This is a genomic window from Scytonema sp. NUACC21 (genome assembly GCF_054684315.1).
The window spans coordinates 84,869-101,069 of record NZ_BAAFZH010000108.1 but is presented as its reverse complement, the minus strand read 5'-3'; the positions used below and the strand labels follow the sequence as shown (position 1 = coordinate 101,069).

The following is a 16,201-nucleotide window of genomic DNA, read 5'->3' as shown; positions in this document are numbered from 1 at the left end:
TTTGCAATAAGACGATGGTGCAAGATATGAGTAGATAGATACTTGCCCATTCATTTATGGATATTGATAGTGTTTACTTTATACTTTATCCTTTATACTTCATACTTTATACTTTATTCTTCATACTTCGATTGACTGTAATCATAATCCTCATCAATAGCATATTCCTCACACAGTGCATTTAGCTCTTCCAGAAATTCGCTATCATCATCAATTGTGAGGTCAAAATTGAGGATATTAACGATAAAACTTTCATCCTCCTGTTCTTCGTATTCGTAATCAAAGTAATACTCTTCCTCGCTTTCTACATAACTCAGACAGAGATTATCTAAAGCTTCAACAAAATCATCTGGGTAGTACGTACTTACATAAAAGTCGAAGAGCAACAGAGAACCTTCATCCGCAAAGAATGATTCGTCTTCTTCCCAGACCTCTGCACTGAAGTCAAGATCGCTGACAGATTTAATAATCCATGAGTCGTGACCATTGTAATCCGGATGCATGACATAGTTGTAGGGAATGTAACAATATCCCCGGTCTCCCCATTCCGAACCCCATGAGTTACGCACGATAAATATACGGTCTTTATCAGAGTAGCCAACACAGAGCATTGCATGCCATCCATGAGTAGAACGGACATTATCGGACTTTTTGGGGATAGGTACACGTCCCCGATTTTTTGTGGCATCATCAAAAGACTCAAATGTGTTGAGAGCAAAGGCAATGGGATAACCTTCTGCCAGAGTATGTCGCCATAGGTCAAGGTCGGTTTCAATAAACTCCGCTTCCTCAATTGTGAAGTTGGCAGCATGTTCGTAGGCACTATCATCCGGTTCCTCAAAAAGTAGTTCCTCATCATTGGGCCAAATTTCCTCAGAGCAAGCTCCATAATGAGTGAGAACCTCGATCGCATATTCCATTTGTGTGCCTCCATCTTCGTTTTCGCTACCATCAAGGCTCCGAGCGTTATAGTACACAAACAAACGGCTTACATCTCCAGATTCCCCTAAAGTTCGTTGAGCCAGGTATTCATAAGCACCTACAAATGCATTTGCTACACAGCTATTACCGACCTGTTCTTCTACATCGGTCATGTATTTACGGAGATCTACCTTGGGTGGTAACTGGTTACGACCAAAACGCTCTGCTTTATGGAAATGGGCGTTTTCAGATTTTTTCCCCGGACGATAACCACCAATGCGATGTTTTTTATTTTTAGTAAACATTGTTACTTATTTGTTGAATATCATACCTGTATAACCCATCATCAATAGTTCGTAAAGCTTTTCTCATCCAACACCATGTCATCCAAAATCTTTTGCGGTACTTCTCCATGTACCACCTATCTTGAATCTGCCTCAAGAATCTCTGAAGGGGGGCGAAGTGGCTTTACATCTGTGGTAGTAGCAGTTTTGTTTTTGCTGGCGGTGTTATTCTAAGTATGCCCCTGACTTATTCAATTGCAGAGGCACTGGCAATTGGTTTTATCGTTTACCCACTCATTAAAAGCCTGAGGATTGGAAGTTGCTTGAAAAGAGAATTATCTACCCACCACTTACAGGGGGAATTAACACCACTTCGTCACCGTTGTTCAAAATAGTTTCCGGTTCCACAAATTCGAGATTCAGCCCAAAGCGAGTAATATCCTTTAATTTGGCAAGTTCGGGATGTTCGGCAATGAGGCGATCGCGCACCGCTACAACAGGTGTACTTTCAGGAAATTCCAGTACTAATTCTGATACACCATATGCCTCTTGGTAAGCTGCGAATAATTTAACGGTAACGGTAACTGCAGACATAGTTTTGACCTTAGAAATTATACTTTATATCAAAAAATTTTACCCTACTCGCCTGACGGTACCCTCTCCTTACCAAGGGTAGGAGTCAAATCAGGGTATCGCAAATAATCAACCAGATATGATGTGTAACCATAAAATAAGTTTCCCCTCACGAGAAATTTGCGTAAGGGGAATTTGATGACAGTTGATAATCGATGCATTTACCAGTTTTAAAAAGGGTATTTGAGTTTTCCAGTCTAGAATGCAAGTCTTGCTTCTGACAAGTAACTGGTAAAGATAAATGCTTACCCTAATGCCAATATTTTGAATCACGCAACTTATGATTTGACTTTTTTCTTTGCAAGCAAGCCACCCAAACCAAAGAGAGCAAGAGCAGCCATAGTACCCGGTTCGGGAACTTGAGTTGTCTTGGGAGCATTAGGAATATTACTACTTGGCTGGCTGGGCTCTACATAGCTGTTATCAGTGGGTGGGGTTTGAGTACCTGTTGTAATGTCGCTACTGGGTGGGGTTTGAGTACCTGTTGTAGTGTCGCTACTAGGTGGGGTTTGAGTACCTGTTGTAGTGTCGCTACTGGGTGGGGTTTGAGCAACTATAGTGGTGCTACCAGTGGGATATTTGTTGTACAGGTATTCTTCAATCGGTTTCTGATTGATGTTTAGCTGGCTCATCGTTACACTACTGTCAATTATGACTGGCAGTGCGTCGCTCGTCCCATCAACTTGATTATTCCCTGCTTTGACTGAGTAAGCTACTAGCTGAGAATTGGGGTATAAACTCAAAACCTTTGTGGGATCGTAGCTCATAATCCCACCAGCAAATTTATCAATTTTTACTGTGCTAATTTTCCCAGAAGAATCTTGTAAGAACAAGACAACGTGTGATATTGAATATTTATCGGGAGCATTGATAGTTACAGACTGTACAGCAGCAACGGAGCTACCAATTGTTGAGATAATTGTTGCTAATCCAATAACAGTACCTGCTAGTGAAGGCATTAAACATCTAGCTAATGTATGCTTAATCATTTTTCACGTCCTATTTATCAAAGAGTTTTTAGTTGAGGCATCTCGACGTGAATAAAAGCTAACACTAGCAAAACTCTTGTGAACTCGGGAAAACAACTGAATTTTATTGTGAAGTGAATGCAAAAAATGAGATTTTCATATGAAGATAAACTTGTGAAAGTCTCAGTGTATGGAGAGTAATGTAAAGAAAAAATAAAATTTTTAATATGTGTATGCTATAAATTTTTTATTATTATAATCTTTATTAAAATCGAAATGAATATGAGAATATATTTAAATTTATGCCTTTCTCATTCTATACCAATTCTAAATAATTCGTAATAATTTGAAATTGTCGCAATACCTTTATAATCGCCCTTAGGAAGGGAGATAGTGTCAGCAGGGGAGTGAATTTTCTGACCACTCCTAAACAGATATCTATATAAATTGTGGTGGGCAATGCCTACCCTACATGGTAATTTCATGCTAGAAAGAGTAGCATCCGCTCAAACCCGGTTGTTTGGAAAAAACCGGGTTTTTAACACTTACTTTGGATGAGACAAGGTTTGAGAATTATCTTCTTTATCTTTTGCTTTTATCCGTGTTTTTCATCGCCTTCTTGCAGGACTTGTTGCAGCAGGGGTGAAAGTTCTTTATTTAGCCGCCCCATCCGCAGAAATTCAGCGTAGGTGTCTGCCTCGATCGCCAAAAGTTCTCCACGCAGTTGTTCGGTTGTGAAGTTACGAAGATTGGAATACTCATCTTGGAGTCGGTCGATTTCTGCTTCTATATTTTCTATCTCGCCTTTAACAAGAGTTTGCTGATAGCGGTAAAACTCAGGCTCAACGCCCGGTCTTGAGTCTTGATTCAAATGCTGGAAAACGCGTTTGAGTGCCACAGCCCGTGCAAGCAACTCCGAATACCGTTCGCGTAAGGGTTGGTCACCTAAAAGTTTGAGTGTTTGCAGTAATGGTTTGGTCGTTAATCCCTGCACTAGTAATGTAAATAATACTACACCAAAGACAGTGGGAATGACTTGTTCTCTTTCTGGGAGAGTGGTAGGAACACTCAGTGCTAGGGCAATAGATACCGAACCGCGCAGCCCACTCCACCACAATACAGTTTGGTCGGCTAAGGGAATGTTTGGGACTTGCAAAAGATTGCTTAACTGAGAGAGCGATAAGATGGCAACAGCCCGCATCAAAATCATTGCTCCCACTGTAATCGCAATGATTGTAAAATTTTCACTCAAACTGGCAAAGCGTATCTGGTCCCCAATCAGGAGGAACACAATTGAGTTGACAAAGAACGCTAAAAATTCCCAGAATTGGGAGACGGTTACCCGAGTGCGGGGGTTCATGCCAATGCGAGAACCATAGTTACCTAATATTAAGCCTGTGGTGACAACCCCAATCACTCCAGATCCACCTAAGTCTTCAACAATTAAGTATGTCCCGTAGGCTGAAACGAATGTTAAAGATTGTTCCACCAGTGGCAAATCAAACCGTTGGGTGAGGTAGGAGATACCAAACCCTATCAATGCTCCTACTCCTACACCAATACCTACGACTGTTACCAGTTCTACTAGTATTGGTTGCAGTGCTAATTCAACTGTTCCTAAAGGCAGTGCAACTAAAAAACTAAAGGCGACTACCGCCATACCATCGTTGAATAGGCTTTCTCCTTCCATGAGTGTCACCAGACGACTCGGAACACCCAATTCCCGAAATAATGCAGTCACTGAAACTGGATCGGTGGCAGAAAGGCTTGCTCCAATAAGTAATGCTGTAGTTATTGACAGTCCGGCGATTTGATTTAGACCGATTGCGACTCCTAGGATTGAAATCACGACCCCCAGTACTGCATACAGACAAATTGGTAGTAAATTCCGCTTGAGTTCAGACCATTTTAAAGTCCATGCGGCTTCAAACAGCAAGGGTGGCAGAAAAATCAATAAAATGAGTTCGTGAGAGAGACTGACCAGACGGACATCAGCATAGGCTAAACCCAAGCCTACTATCACCAGTAGTAAGGTGTAGGGTATTTGACGAAACCAATTTACTGTCTGCGATAGTGTCGCTACTGCTAAAGACACTGTCAGTACTAAAAGAAACTGCTTGAGGTTAGCAGCGATCGCTTCTTCTGCTATTGCCGTAGCAATCAACATAACAATATTCTGGGTAGAATTGACAGCTTTTTCCTAATTATTGTAGAAGTTGATTTTCATGAGAGAAGACCACAGATAAAGACGAACAAACACTGAGACAAAATCTACGCTAATCCATGTTCATCTGTGGTCAAAAAGCAAATAAGCTACGGTTTTTACAATAGTTAATATATTAACCAGATTGTTCCTTAATGCCACTAATCCTGAAGTTAGATTTTAATCGCTACCTAAAGTGGTAGTGAAAAACACCTAAGTAAGTAAGTCGGCGTAAATAAACAGACAGGAGTTACAAAATGTAAATCTGTCAGCAAGCCTTACTAAAGACCAATGACAAATGACTAAGGACGACCCTAACCAGTGACGTTTTTTCTTACCGACCTACTTAACTGCAATTGTGTATGTAGAAAACTTTTTCAAACTTTCTACATATTAATGGTACAATAGTACCAGTGCCATCACGATTCCCACCCTGTGCTGGTGGGTTTTTCTATTGACATCATAGTACCTTGGCAGCCGCCCTGCTTAAGCCTGGGTACAGTTTTCAGTATAAGGTTCAGTCACGCTAGTAGGAAAGAGCAACGAAAAAACTGATTTTGCCAATATTATATGGGAAGCAGTCGTCGGGTGTATGCCATCCCAAAAAAAGAACTTTTCAGTACCTGGTTGAGATTGAACTATGCGATCGAGTTCAGCATCAGTAACATTCGTGAATCCGAATGTTGTCGGGTTGCTAAGAATTTGATTAAAGACTGAATTAAGATCGAACAAGATGATATTCACACTCGAACCAAGAGACGATTGCAAGGCATTGAGAGATTCAGCCAAACTAATATTATGAGCTTTTGTTAACTCGGTTAGTAAAAGAGACTGCTGGCTGTCTTTACGGGTTGCTGGCAGAACTCCTAAATCCGGTAAATTAATAACCAAGCAATTTTGAGCGCCAACCGTAGCAAGTGAAGTGACAGCATGCAACAGATTTTCAATAGGCATGGCAGGGTTCGTCACCCCACCACCCAAATAATCGTTAGCACCCGCCCAGACAATGTAGAGAGCTTGAGAGTTAGCAACCTGACTTGTTTCCTTTAAGGATGCAACAAAGCTGTTAATTTGCTGCTGCAATCCAGGTAAGTTTAGTGGGTTATCAGGAATGAAAGTATTCATGCTTCCTGAAGTCGCACCACCCACAGCAAAATTAGTGCTTCTGTGAGAAGTTAATCCTAGAAGTAGTGCGAGATACTCTACCCATACCCAACCATTGGAAAAACGTCCTTCAAAGTAAGGAGGTGATGGTGGGCTTCCCTCACCCGTAGCCTTTGTTGTGGCATCGAAAGCATTGCCTACATCGCAGAGACTATCACCAAACACGTAAATCCCATCAAATTTACTTTGCAAGTGTAATGTTCCTCTGGTGTCGAGTGTTAAAGTTGTCCTTTCTAAGGGAACGATTAGATTACGATATCGATTAACCATGCCATAGATATTGACCAGCATAGCCTTACTTTACCCTGTAAGTTCAAAATGTGAGCTTTTCAGAAAACAAAGGTCAGGGTATTTACTCTGACCTTGCTATATTTCTTATCGGTGTCAACAGATCGTACATATGCACTCTGTTTTTAAATTCACCTGAATTGTTCTGAATTCCTGAAATTCATATCTTGTACTGTCAGGGCAAACGGTCTCATGTTTGAGAATGAATCTAACTCTCTGTCTCCCTAGCATAACGCCCCATGACTTCCGCTGTCACCAAAAAATCTGCAACTTATATGCACATTACCTGATGACAAATGAATTTTCATCAACTTGGCAAGCCTCATTTTTTATAGCTAACCACCGCCTACGAGGGATGACTACCACCAAACTCGATTTCCGTTTTCATCAGTTCGTGCTTGTCGGATAACATCAGAAATTTCGTCCGCATCCTTCACGTGGTGGAGTGCTTTCTTTTCACCATCTGGCTCATCAACAACAAAGTAAGTAGGAACTTTAATGTGGTCGCCTGTAATATCTGGTGAATCTACAGCGACTTGCTGAGCTTTTTCTTCAACTGTCTGGTCCTTATCGGGAATTATATCTCCTGGATTCACAGTTAAGTTTCTTTCCTTAGCTGTGGGCTCTTCTTGAGCGTGCCAATCTTGGCTAACTGGTTGTCTGATTTCCTTATCTGTTTGTTCGCTCATGATTCTATCCCGTAATTACATAACTTTAAAATCTCTAAGTTTACTCTAGACAATTAAAATCTTGAATAGATCTTTCGTCAGTAAGACTTTCTAATTAATCTCACTAATCCCCTTTTAGTAAATCGGTTCAAATCAGGCGAGAGTTATCCTTTATCATAAGCGATCGGTTTTGAGCAAAGGGCTTTTGACTGATGACTAATGACTCCCAGCAAAGTTTATTGACTCTTACCCATTTACTTAGAGAAAAAGTTTTATGTAACAATGAAAAGCTGAATATGGTGAGAATTTCCCAAATTAGACTACAGACATATTCCTTAAGTACAGGTAAGGTAATTTCTTAAAAGTCTTTTGGGATGTCCAAGAAATAAATTATCTATTTTTTGGGACTGTGGTCTGGGCGTCCTCGCCCGTTCTATGGGAGTGGCTCTCATTTTGCAGCATATTTAAGTATTAAACATTTAAAATTTAATAAATATATACATACCTGGTACTGATAATTCCTTGGGGTAAGGACTGATAGAAACCTGAAAAACTTGGGAACAATGACATTAATGCACTTGCACACAGGTTAAGCAGATTAGTAGGTTTCTATACTGGAAGTCTTCATTCAAAGAAGCTTTGCAAATGTGTCCCCTGTAAGTGTTCCCAGTATATTAGAACAGCAATGTTGAGGTATCCCCAATGAGTCAGATGAGTAGAGAAGATGTGCGCGAACGGCTTGGTAATATCGACCAAATCCGGGACATTATTTTCGGGGCGCAGTTGAGAGAGTATGATAATCGGTTTAGCAAGCTCGAATCAGATATCTCGCTATTGCAGCAGGAAATGCGTACCCATGTCGAACAACTTAAAGCTAACCTTACCACAGAGCTAAAGGCTGCGGTTGAAGCTCTAGAGAAAAAATTCAAGTCACTCAGTCTCACTACTCAAGAAGAAGCTACCGATCTGCGTCAACAAGTTGACCGCCTCAATCGAAAGTTCTCCGGTCAAGTTCAAACACTTGATGAAGCGTTAGATACTCAAACCAACTCAATGCGAGAAGAGCTTTGCAAAACTAAAAACCAGCTCCAAGACGATGTTATGGCGTTACGAGATTTAGTCTTAGAAGAGCTAGAACGACGATTCGCAGATTTAAAAGACACTAAGGTTTCTCGTGACGATATCGCAGAAAGCTTGTTTGCACTGGGAATGCGAATCAAAGGGAAAGAATTTATTCCACAGTTGCGGGAAGCTGCTGATGAAAGCAGTAAGTACGCTTCTGTTCCACTTTTAGAAACTACAAAGTTATCAAAAGTGTTCATGCATTCTAATGGGACAGAAATCCGCTGATAACTTTTGATGAGTCATTAGTTTTTAAAACCACTAATGACTACTAACGACTAACTACTAACATTCACTATTATGATTTACTAACATGGCTCAGGAGGAAGATTCGTTCTCTCAAGAGTTGGAATTGAACGGGGAACAAGCTGTACAACTACAGCTTGATAATTTTTTTAACTTGCTTGTCGAACTCAAAATTCTTGAGCCAGTCGAGGGAGTCTCTTCTGTACCAACTGTTGAAACCCACTTCTTGGAAAAGGATTCTTTAGAAGAAATTGAATTAGGTGAAGCAGTACCCGTTGAATTACTAGTTTATCAAGCTTATCTAGAATCTCCTCCGACTCATATAAATATTCTACCTGCTTTCATACCAAAGCCTGAAGAGGAACAAGAAGAACTAGTTATTCCTACTGAGTTAATCAGCAAACCATCAGAAGAATCTAATCTAGATAATGCTGAAGATACAACCTCTCCGCTACAAAAACTACAGGAAATTTTAGTAGGTAATGAGTTAACAGAATTACAAACTATTGCAGAGTGTATCCAACAAAGTATTAAGAAACTAGAACATCAAATTTACGAACCAAAAGAATTAGTTAATTTACTACTGCCCTCTCTTACAGAATTGATAAGATTAAAAATTTATGATTCAAAAGAAGAACTAGTAGAAGTTATTTCTCCTATCGTCGATCGCGCTATTCAAACTCGTGTTGAGCAAGATAGAGACAGTATGGGAATTGCGTTAGCTTCAGCAATTCCTCCTGCTATTACCCAACAACTTCTTAATGCTCCAGAAGAAGTTGCAGCAGCAATTGCTCCTACAATGGGAGAAGCAATTAAAAAACAGGTTGAAATTGAACAAGATAAAATTGTTGATGCCCTGTATCCCATCATTGGTAGTACAATCGCTAAATACATGGCTGAGACAATCCGCGCCATTAACCAACAAGTTGAAGAAACTCTCAGTGTAGAAGGTATAAAACGCAAAATTCGTGCCAAGTTACAAGGTATTTCTGAAGCAGAGTTAATCCTTAAAGAAGCGCTACCATTTACTGTCAAAGCCATTTTTTTAATTCATAAAGTATCTGGCTTGGTCATTTCAGACATTCAACGTCCAGATACACAGCAGTTGGAGTCTGATTTGTTAGCAGGAATGCTGACTGCTATTCGGAGTTTTGCTAACGATTGTATTAACCAATCTAACACTGTTTCAGAACTAGACGCGATTGATTACGGTACATTCAAAATTATTTTAGAAGTTGCAGGATACTGTTATTTAGCAATTGTTATACAAGGAGAACCTACCAAAAATTTTATCTGTGAAATGAGGCAAATTCTCAGCAAAATAGTTAGACATTACGGCAACTTGATTGAAGCGTTTGATGGTGACTCGACTACAATTCCCACACAATTACATACATTACTAGAAAATTTGAGGGATAATTACCAAAATACATCAAAGCACAGTAATAAACCTTATTCTATAATCATATTAAGCTTAACACTTCTCAGTTTGATTTTAATTCCTTGGGGTCTTTGGCAATACCGCAGTACAGTCATTCGTACAGCAGAAAATAAAGCTGTGTTAGCTTTAGCTTTTGCACCGGAATTAGCTGTTTATCGGTTAAATGTTCGGGAAAGTCAAGGTAAACTTCAGTTAACAGGACGCGTTCCCAATACCGTTCTTCGCTTTCGCGCCGAACAAATAGCAAAAGAAAATGTTCCCGATTGGTTAATTGACAATCAAATATTATCAGTGGAAGTACCAGCCGATCCTGTCTTAGCTGCTGCTGAAGTCAAACGAGTTACTAAAGTTTTAAATCAGATAGATGGTATTGCTATTTCAACTCAATATATTAGGGGTAAAGTGACTGTTGAAGGTACTATTAGCCGGAATGGTGATGCAGTGACCATTAATCGTGGATTTGAGCAAATTCCTGGTGTAACGTTGGTATCGACTACCCTACAATTAAAACAACAAAAAATTGATATTCGGTTTTACTTTGAACCAAATTCAGCTAGTTTACAACCAAAGGATTTGGAATACAAACTTCAGCAAGTAAAGATTTATCTCAATCAGCATCCAAATAAGCATTTACAAATTCTTGGTTACAGTACATATCAACCATTAGCACTTGCACGTGCAAAAGCTGTACAGCAAGCATTGATGAATCAAGGTGTTAACCCCAAACGTCTTAGGGTTTTGGGTATGACAAATTTACCACTGGGAATTGATACAACTCAACCTCAATGGCTGAGGCGTTGTGTAGTTGTAGAATTTATTGTGCCAGTAGCACCTTAGTTAAACTTGTTCTCCTCATAGACTGCAATGCCTTACATCCCCAAATATAGTTAATGACCCTTGACTGTAATACTGACATATGTTATCGTTTTACGCCATAAGTAAAAAATAGCCTAAAATAATAAACGTGAATATAACTCCATCCCGTAAAAAGCCGCGTGTCTTTCATTGGCAGGCGGTTTTCTCATTGCTCATGTTCGTTTTCATGTACCTGCCGATACTGGTACTGGCTTTCTACAGCTTCAATCAGTCTCCCTACAGTGCAACCTGGCAAGGTTTTACTTTAGATTGGTACAATAAGCTATTCAACGACGAGCGTATTTTGTCCGCTTTAAAAAACAGTTTGATAGTCGCATGCAGTGCTGTAGGTATTTCTGCAGTATTGGGAACTTTGATGGCAGTCGGCTTGGGGCGTTATCGATTTCTAGGTAAAAGTCTCTATCGCGGTATTTCTTATCTGCCTTTGATTATCCCTGATATTGCGATCGCTGTAGCAACCCTAGTCTTCCTAGCCGCGTTTGCTATCCCTCTCAGTATCTGGACAATTGTTGCGTCTCATGTAGTGTTTTGTCTTGCGTATATTAGTCTTGTCGTCTCTTCTCGACTGACTAACTTAGATCCGCACTTAGAAGAAGCAGCACTGGATTTAGGTGCTACACCATTTCAAGCCTTTATAAAAGTGTTATTGCCCCAATTGATGCCCGGTATTATTGCTGGCTGTCTGCTAGCTTTTATTCTCAGCTTAGATGATTTTCTCATCGCTAGCTTTACTGCTGGTAGCGGTTCTAACACCCTGCCAATGGAAATATTCAGCCGCATCAGAACAGGAGTCAAACCTGATATAAATGCTCTCAGTGTTATTTTGATTGTCGTCTCTGCTTTTATTGCTTTAGTCGCTGAATCAATTCGCGCTTCCGGGGAGAAAAAAGTATGAGTTAAGTAGGTTGACACAAATAAAGTTAACTAATGAGGGTCGTCCTTTGTCATTTGTCATTTGTCATTGGTAGGACTTGCCATCATTTGTACATTTTTAACATATTTGTTTTTATTCCCAGCCGCCTACCGATTAACTGTTAGCTGGTAACTGTTTACCATGCTCGTTTTAAAGTACTTGACAGCATGACATCTTAAACATATTATTCTTTTTAGAACGGAAATTCTTGTGTTCGCATCTGCACATCATTGACTGAATTTCTTGACTAAATGCTTATAAATTCCTGATTTATAAATTTTTAACAGTAGATAAACAAAGACAAAAGATTTCTTTATTTGTGCCCACCAAAATAGAAGGTGCTATTCAAGTAAAAAAATCTGTATGCAGAGATACATATTTTGTATTGAACCTCGCTCAGTTAGAGCCAATTTAGGACAATATGCGATACATGGCTCACTATGCAAATTTGCCAAAACCCCCATTGCTCAAATCCATTCAACCCTGATAGTAATAGATTTTGCAACAGTTGCGGACAAAGCAACTTTGGCAACTTCCTCAGGAACCGCTACCGCGTATTGAAACTACTAGGCGAAGGCGGGTTTAGCAGAACATATGCAGCTGAAGATGCCGATCGCCTGGATGCGCCTTGCGTTATTAAGCAATTCTTCCCACAAGTCCAGGGAACGTCGGAACGTACTAAAGCAGCAGAATTGTTCAAGCAAGAAGCAAAACGACTGTACGAACTTGGAGAAAATCACATCCAAATTCCCAGATTGCTTGCTTACTTTGAACAAGGTTCGAGCTTGTATCTCGTGCAAGAATTTATCCAAGGGCAAACTCTCTTACAAGAACTTCAGCAAAACTCCTTTAGGGAAGAAGAAATTCGAGAACTTCTAGCTGATTTATTGCCAGTTCTCCAATTCATCCACGAACGATATGTCATCCATCGGGATATCAAACCAGAAAATATCATTCGCCGTCAAACAGATGGGAGACTTGTATTAATTGACTTTGGTGGTGCCAAACAGGTCACCCAAACCAGTTTATCCCGGCAAGCAACAGTGCTTTATACAATTGGTTATGCACCTAGCGAACAAATGGCTGGATTTGCCTGTCATGCCAGCGATTTATACTCTTTGGGAGTGACTTGCGTGCGGCTTCTCACTCGGTGCTTACCCATACAAGATGCCTACGGACAAATAGAAGATACCCTTTACGACCCGATGAACGGGAAATGGTTGTGGCGAGAACACATAGAGGAAAAAGGAATTAGTATAAGTGATGAGCTAGGGCAAATTCTGGACAAATTGCTGAGACATTTGGCAAGAGATAGATATCAATCAGCTACAGAAGTTCTGGAAGATTTGAATGCTCTAAAATCTCAAGCAACACAACCACTGTTAATACTACCGCAATTAGAATTACCGCCTCACGAACAGCAAGCAACAATGGTCAATCCTGAATTAGAAAGTTTCTCAGAATTCTCCGACCTCAAAACTTATGAATTTGATGTCATCACAATAGATAAAGAGGGAAATAAGATTCATCGCGATCGCCGAACCTCAAAGTTTTTTGTAGAAGATTTAGGTCAAGGAATCATCATGGAAATGGTAATCATTCCAGGTGGTTGTTTTATGATGGGTTCTCCAGATAATGAAGGAGATGCTGACGAACGCCCGCAACACGAAGTCACTATCAAACCTTTTTTCATGGGAAAGTTTCCCGTCACTCAAATACAGTGGAAAGCAGTTGCAGCTTTGCCAAAAGTCAAACAATCTTTAAATCCCAATCCATCCAAATTTAGAGGGGCAAATCGACCTATTGAAAATGTCTCGTGGCACGAAGCTGTAGAATTTTGTGCAAGACTCAACCAAAGAACCGGGCGGCAATATCGTTTACCCAGCGAAGCCGAGTGGGAATATGCTTGTCGTGCGGGAACAACAACACCCTTTCACTTTGGTGAAACGCTGAGTGCTGAGTTTGCAAACTGTAACGGGAGCGATTCTAATACTTCGGAAAAAATTAAGTCCCGTAAGGAAACAACAACTGTAGGCAACTTTCAGGTAGCCAACAGCTTTGGATTGTACGATATGCACGGGCTTGTTTGGGAATGGTGTGCTGACCCTTGGCACAAAAATTATGAAGATGCACCTACAGATGGAAGCGTCTGGGAAGTTGGCGGAGATGAACATCGCCGGGTTCTACGTGGTGGTTCTTGGAGTTTTAGCCCCGACCTTTGTCGCAGCGCCAGCCGCAGTTGGAACGAACCAGATGGCGGGTTGAGGATTTGCGGTTTTCGAGTTGTAACAAGTTGGTAGGTCAGCACGTCTACATTGTTTGTTGGAGATGTTTATTGTAGGGTGGGCAAGGATGCCTACCCTTAAGGAATACCCGATAGCCGACCGTAAAAATATTGATGCAGATATCATCATTGCTTCTCAGTAGCAGCTTTTAACGTGTGTGGGAAGTTGGGGGAGATAGCGATCGCTCTGGGTAGTTTGCGGTGGTTCTTGGTACGACCATCCGGCATAATGTCGCAGCGCAAATCGTAGTAAAAATGAATCGGGAGGACATTGGAACTGTAGCTTTCGCGTTGTTTTGGATACTTTGCTCTAAGGGGCGTGTGCTCCACGAGTGGTGCCCTATTTCCCGTTCTCTTTTACTCTTAAGATATAGTTAGCAACAACATCCAATGCCCTCCCATTTGAAACTCAAAAATTATAAAACTCAAATGTAATCGCAAAATTACTTATGACTCAAGCCCAAGTCGAACCCAAACTATATAGCTTCAATGAATTTATAAGTTGGTATCCCGAACATTCGCCCTTTCGGTACGAACTGCATGATGGAGTCATTATCGAAATGCCCAAGCCAACGGGAAAACATTCAAATTTAACAGGTTCCCTGATCGAACAGCTATTGATAATTATCAGGCAAATGGGCTGTGGTGGAATCTGGACTATTCCCCGAGAATCGATTGTCAAACCCAAACGACAAAAATCAGGGTATGAACCTGATATCGTTGTTTTGAACAAGGAAGTTCTTGAGGCAGAACCCCGGTGGGAAAGTGAATCGATTATCCAAAATCCTGATTCGGTTAAATTAATCGTTGAGGTTGTTTCAACTAATTGGCGTGACGATTACTACGATAAATTTCGAGATTATGAGGAAATGGGTATTGAAGAATATTGGATTCTCGATTATGCAGCGCTGGGGGGAAGAAAGTTCATCGGCTATCCCAAACAACCCACAATTTTTGTTTGTCACTTGGTTGATGGAGAATATCAAATGACTCCCTTTACAGGAGACACTCCTATTATTTCCCCAACTTTCCCCCAATTCAACTTGACCGCCCAACAGATTTTCGAGCTCGCTTTCTAAAATCCATACCGTTAAACAAAAAAGGTGAGCAATATGCCCACCCAGGAGATTGATAATGTAACCGTGCGAGGTTTTTACACCAGTTTTAAATCTGGATATTCAGCCAAGACGTCATCAGAGGTGAGAGTATCGCCAGGGGCTTGTGGAGTCCAAAGCACTTCTACTGCCAGCAATTGCTCACCGGGGATGCTACCAACGGCACGTAAAGCTTGACGCAAGTCATCGGTGCTATTAACTTCTGGAAGTTGGAATTTACCCAGTGTTGCAGCCAGTAAGGTAACGATAATGTATTCTCCAGGTCCTTCTGTAATCAGGCGGGTAGGATTGTCAAGTTCACTACCTGCACCAGGTAAAGCATCTCTTGTTCTAGCTTCTCTGAGCTGGTTATTGACGTTAGAAAGAGTTTCTTCGCTAAACTTGCTCCGTTCTGCCAGTGACAAACGGTTAAACTGTGTTTCAGCAGCATTCAAACGGGCTTGTTGTGTGCCAGCACCAGCATAAACCCAGTATTCTGGATGGCGTAACAGTGCTAAGCTTGCTTCTTGCAGAATTTCTGCTCTACCTTCAGGAGAGTTGGTATCAGCAGTTTCGGCAATGTGGTTGAGTTCGTCTTGTAAGCCACGAGCGCTTGCTAGTAAACCGACTTGCAAACGAGTTACGGAAACAGGTGGGTTGCTACCAACTTCTTGTGTTTCACCAGTAGCCACGCGCCGGAAGGTTTGTACAAGGAAGTTTGCGATCGCCAGAAAGATCAAAACGCTAAATAGAGTGCCTAACCCACCCCCAAAACCAAAAAAGGGAATCAGGAAAGGAAAGCCAAAACCACCACCCGGATAGGGATAAGGTGCATAATATCCTCCTCCTGGAGGTGCATAAGTCCGGGGAGATGAGTAAGGACGACTTGAAGGAACTCTGAAAGAACCACCGCCAATTCTACCTCCGCTTGCGGCTAGCGCCCCATTCACATGACCGAATGCCAATGAGAACACAAGGGTCAGGAGGAAGAGGGATTTTAAAACGGGTTTGATAGCTTGTTGTAGTTTTTTACGCATAAGACAGTCGCTTGCAAAAGAGTATTGGTTATCTTTATCTACCAATGTAATGATCGTGG

The 16,201-nt window shown here is 41.0% G+C and carries 13 protein-coding genes; 5 read left to right on the top strand and 8 right to left on the bottom strand.

Going from position 1 to position 16,201, the window contains the following annotated elements; translation table 11 throughout:
* Positions 1-113: 113 nt before the first annotated feature.
* The 6 genes from ACYRY3_RS40975 to ACYRY3_RS40950 form a co-directional block, all read right to left on the bottom strand.
* The gene (locus ACYRY3_RS40975; protein WP_460207579.1) at positions 114-1,226 is read right to left on the bottom strand and encodes a C1 family peptidase; all 1,113 of its coding nucleotides are present in this window, start codon (positions 1,224-1,226) and stop codon (positions 114-116) included.
* Between the two features lie 318 nt (positions 1,227-1,544).
* Positions 1,545-1,799 (bottom strand): MoaD/ThiS family protein, encoded by a 255-nt coding sequence (locus tag ACYRY3_RS40970; protein ID WP_460207578.1) that lies wholly within the window; start codon positions 1,797-1,799, stop codon positions 1,545-1,547.
* A gap of 317 nt (positions 1,800-2,116) precedes the next feature.
* Positions 2,117-2,827, bottom strand: coding sequence for a PEP-CTERM sorting domain-containing protein (locus ACYRY3_RS40965; protein WP_460207577.1), 711 nt, complete (start codon positions 2,825-2,827; stop codon positions 2,117-2,119).
* Between the two features lie 574 nt (positions 2,828-3,401).
* Positions 3,402-4,973 (bottom strand): cation:proton antiporter, encoded by a 1,572-nt coding sequence (locus ACYRY3_RS40960; protein WP_460207576.1) that lies wholly within the window; start codon positions 4,971-4,973, stop codon positions 3,402-3,404.
* Positions 4,974-5,495: 522 nt separating this feature from the next.
* A complete protein-coding gene (locus ACYRY3_RS40955; RefSeq protein ID WP_460207575.1) occupies positions 5,496-6,464 on the bottom strand; it encodes an SGNH/GDSL hydrolase family protein in 969 nt (322 codons plus the stop codon).
* Positions 6,465-6,820: 356 nt separating this feature from the next.
* Complete coding sequence (locus ACYRY3_RS40950) at positions 6,821-7,150, bottom strand: hypothetical protein (RefSeq protein ID WP_460207574.1); 330 nt, start codon at positions 7,148-7,150, stop codon at positions 6,821-6,823.
* 681 nt (positions 7,151-7,831) lie between these two features.
* On the opposite strand from ACYRY3_RS40950, the gene ACYRY3_RS40945 reads away from it, so the two are divergent.
* From ACYRY3_RS40945 to ACYRY3_RS40930, 4 genes are all read left to right on the top strand, one after another.
* Positions 7,832-8,479: a hypothetical protein gene (locus tag ACYRY3_RS40945; protein WP_460207573.1), complete on the top strand. Its 648-nt coding sequence runs from the start codon at positions 7,832-7,834 to the stop codon at positions 8,477-8,479.
* A gap of 85 nt (positions 8,480-8,564) precedes the next feature.
* Positions 8,565-10,775, top strand: a complete 2,211-nt coding sequence (locus ACYRY3_RS40940) for an OmpA family protein (protein ID WP_460207572.1) — start codon at positions 8,565-8,567, stop codon at positions 10,773-10,775.
* A gap of 127 nt (positions 10,776-10,902) precedes the next feature.
* Entirely contained in the window at positions 10,903-11,709 is an 807-nt protein-coding gene (locus ACYRY3_RS40935; RefSeq protein ID WP_460207571.1) for an ABC transporter permease, read from the top strand.
* A gap of 458 nt (positions 11,710-12,167) precedes the next feature.
* Positions 12,168-14,027 (top strand): SUMF1/EgtB/PvdO family nonheme iron enzyme, encoded by a 1,860-nt coding sequence (locus ACYRY3_RS40930; protein ID WP_460207570.1) that lies wholly within the window; start codon positions 12,168-12,170, stop codon positions 14,025-14,027.
* A 110-nt stretch (positions 14,028-14,137) separates the two neighbouring features.
* On the opposite strand, the gene ACYRY3_RS40925 is transcribed toward ACYRY3_RS40930, so the two are convergent.
* Positions 14,138-14,341, bottom strand: coding sequence for a hypothetical protein (locus tag ACYRY3_RS40925; protein ID WP_460207569.1), 204 nt, complete (start codon positions 14,339-14,341; stop codon positions 14,138-14,140).
* Positions 14,342-14,460: 119 nt separating this feature from the next.
* On the opposite strand from ACYRY3_RS40925, the gene ACYRY3_RS40920 reads away from it, so the two are divergent.
* Complete coding sequence (locus tag ACYRY3_RS40920) at positions 14,461-15,090, top strand: Uma2 family endonuclease (protein WP_460207568.1); 630 nt, start codon at positions 14,461-14,463, stop codon at positions 15,088-15,090.
* Positions 15,091-15,164: 74 nt separating this feature from the next.
* Here ACYRY3_RS40920 and ACYRY3_RS40915 read toward each other — a convergent pair whose 3' ends face one another.
* Positions 15,165-16,142: a DUF1517 domain-containing protein gene (locus tag ACYRY3_RS40915; protein WP_460207567.1), complete on the bottom strand. Its 978-nt coding sequence runs from the start codon at positions 16,140-16,142 to the stop codon at positions 15,165-15,167.
* Positions 16,143-16,201: the final 59 nt, after the last annotated feature.